2 protein-coding genes and 1 riboswitch are annotated in these 3,223 nt (G+C 55.6%); both genes read right to left on the bottom strand.

The window, feature by feature from the left end; genetic code table 11:
• The coding region (locus Q1K23_RS08765) for a DUF1501 domain-containing protein (RefSeq protein ID WP_300363914.1) at positions 1-1,301 on the bottom strand (1,301 nt) is incomplete at its 3' end.
• Entirely contained in the window at positions 1,298-2,893 is a 1,596-nt protein-coding gene (locus Q1K23_RS08760; protein ID WP_300363912.1) for a hypothetical protein, read from the bottom strand. The genes Q1K23_RS08765 and Q1K23_RS08760, both read right to left, overlap by 4 nt.
• Before the next feature lie 182 nt (positions 2,894-3,075).
• Positions 3,076-3,157: riboswitch (cyclic di-GMP riboswitch) on the bottom strand.
• Positions 3,158-3,223 lie beyond the last annotated feature (66 nt).

Here is a 3,223-nt window from a genome sequence, read left to right as displayed (position 1 = left end):
ACCCCGTAGAGTCTGTAGATCGTGGCCGCGATCGAAATGGGTGAAAATTCGAACGTTCCGGCTGCAGGGCGATGGTAGAGACGCGCCTTGGGAATCCGCACCTCCAGTTCGGTCTCTCCCACGACTTTCATGTGCCGGAGATACCTCGTTCCTCCAAACCAGAGCAGCGCCTGATTGTTGCCGTGGTCCCATCCTCCCGTCGAATTTAGATTGAGGTTCCGTCCGAAATCCCCGAAGAGAACGATGTTGATATTGTCGATCTTTTCGGCTCTCATATGTTTCATCGCCGCCTCCACCGCTTCGAAAAGCTCCCGCGCTCTTTTTTCATGCAGAGTGATCGCGTCGGAGTGGTCGTCCCACCCGCTGTGACCGCCCAAAATCGTGACGAACCGGGTAGAGGAATTGCCGGTGAGGATGCGCATCGCCGTTTCGAGCTTCCTTCCGTCTACTGTTTTTGGGTATTCCACGGGAAGCCGACGGTTTTTCGCCTCTTCGACAAATTCGCTTAACTCTTTGCGTCCGTTGAAAATCTCTGCCAGAGGATCGTTGCGGTTGTGGCGACGCATCAGGGCGTCGAGGCGTCTGTCGAAATCGGCCGCATTGAAAATTTCGTTGGTTTTGTAGTCTCCCAGATCCACCCGGTTCCGATCGTCTCTGTCATATTCGTAGGGATTGTCGAAATCGCGATTGAAAGAGACGGGCCTCAGATAGGGAGGCAAGGGAGAGAGCGCGGAGAAATCCTGCAGGAGCTTGTAAAATCCGCCGTCGATCGCTACGTTGACGAACATATCCGACTCCCCGACCACGCCGCCGCGGTGGAGCAGATGCATCAGTGTCATCGGAATACCCGACTCGTACCCCCGGTCGTTGCCGTGGCAATAGCGTTTCTGGTTGAGTCCGTGGGACGCGCTGGCAAGATGGCTGTAGCACGTCCTGAACACGGTCAGCTCGCCTTCGTCGAGACAACGTTCCAGGATATCGCCGCCCGCTTCCAGCCAGAAGCCGTTCCTATCAGTCGGAGTCAGACGCCCCTGCGGGTAGGGGGTCTGGGAGAGATCGTTTTCGACGATTTCGGAAAGATGGGTCATGTTCGCCACGACATCGCTCATGCCTCCGCCCAGAAAAATCAGTATCGTTCTGGCATCGTTGGCACGGTAGATCTCCGGATCGAAACGCACCGCCTCGAGCGGAAGCGGACGGCTCCCGTCGTCGGGGATCACATCCGCTTTCAGCATGGCGGACGGAATCGCCGCGGCGGCCGCCAGCCCCATGCTCCTTTTGAGAAATTCCCTTCGTTTCACGACACACCTCCCCCGTCGATTTTTCTGTAGGTGTAGATCTCGCTGAGTCTAGAGAAATAGTCGAAGACCATCAGCAATACCGCGAACCTGTCCCAATGCCCGGCATTTTCCACACCGATACCGGCCTCCCGGACGATCTCCAGCAGCGTCTCTTTCTCGTCTTCGGTCATCTCCCGCCCCGTCACGTCCAGAAACATATTGTTCAGATACCCTTCGAGCCCGTCGCTTTCGTACCGTTTCATCAGCTCTCCCACCGCGATACCGTCCTTGGAGCGGTTCAGAAAAACCGCGTCCCGAATGTAGCGGTGCATCCGAATCACACTGTCCGTGTTAGACTCCCCCTCGTCCAGGCGGCCGAGTTTGTATAGGAAGGGGGCCTGGGCGGCAGGTTCCATACCGCGTGTCATCAGATACCTGAACGTCGTGCCGTCGGGGTGCATACCCATCTGCTGCGCCAGCGGCATGAAGATCTCCTCGATCGTCCTGATACGGTCCGATTCGAGCAGATAGGCTTTCGAAAAGAGGATCTGATCGAAAATATCCTGAAAAGTGCGGGGTTCGGAGGAGAGGATCGCCTGCGTGATCCATGCTTTTCTCTCGGCCGGAAAGGTAGGATAGAAGAGATTGACCAGCCTGTCGGTCACCGTGGCAAGAAGTTTCGGGTGGTTCGCCACCATCCTGTAGAAATCTTCGCCAGTCGTCACGCTTCTTCCCAGAATCTCCACCGGTTCGTCATTGATTTCTTCCAGATTGTTCGTATCGTTGTAGAAGCGGTAGACGTCACCGTAGACACCCGACCCGTTCCTCTCCCTGCGCAGCTCCCATCGCCAGTTTTTCAGGGCTTTGGCGGCCAGGGGCACATGCGCATCCTCGTAGTCGTAGAGCCATATCTCCAGCATCTCCCTGCCGTTGTCTTCTGGACTGCGGAAACGGGCCCAGTTCTCTTTGGAAACCATATGTCCGTACACCACCTCCCGGATCGTCAGGTTTGCCGAAAGCGCCTCCCTCAGACGGGAATAGCCGCTGTAAATCAGTTCGGGAAAGGGTTTGACACTGTCCACTTCGTAGGCCGGGGAGAATAGAATGGTCTGGCTCAGCACATAGGCGATCCAGGCGTCGTAATACGCTTTTCCCAGCCTGGTGTAGTAGAGGTTCGAAGCGATCTGTGCGAAGATCCTCCAGCGCTTTTCGAAAAGCCTGTCTCCCGCTCTCGCGTCGTAGGGTATTTCGTAGTCGTCCACAAAGACCTTCTGCCTGTCGGGCTGCGCCACCCCTTCGCGGTGAAGGCGCGATTTCAGGCGGCTGAGAAAACGGCCGCTGTCGATCTCTCGACGCAGATCTTCCGGACTCTTTCCCTTGTAGAGCGTGGCATAAATCTTCTTCGCGACATAGAGTTTCTCGCCATCTTTCAATGCGTTGAATGCGGCATCGTCGAGTTGGGGAAGCGAACTTTCGCGCAAAACCGTCTCCTGTGCCTGGGAAGCGGTATCTTCGGAGACGACACCGTTTCCTTCGCCCCCTCCTCCGCCGCATCCCGCCAGTATCGCGGAGAAAACGACCGTAAAAGCTGTTTTGAGCACTCTCCGTTTCATTATGACTCCTCTGTAAAATCCCTTGCGTAACCCGCCATTCCAATCAGCGGGCATCGCCCACAACTCTCTCAAACCAAAAGGCTCATCGACAGTTGGATAATCAGCACAAAGTGTATGTAAGGTAGGAGGGAAAGAAAAGTGTAGGTAACCGACAACTTTTTTCTTTTCGTCCATCCGGACAAAAAGGCAACCCGGCTCTCTTCGACTCCCCGAAGACCCGTGGCTTTCCGTCCCTGCCTCACAACAGGTTTGGCATTTGTCAAAATCCGATGAAGATCCCGGCGGGAAGATTTCCGCCGCAACGACTTCTGACGGTTTATTGTAGCATAT

The sequence above is a fragment of the Hydrogenimonas sp. genome, from assembly GCF_029933015.1.
Taxonomy (GTDB): Bacteria; Campylobacterota; Campylobacteria; order Campylobacterales; family Hydrogenimonadaceae; genus Hydrogenimonas.
The sequence above is the reverse complement of the archived record's forward strand: the minus strand, read 5'-3'. Positions and strand labels throughout refer to the sequence as shown.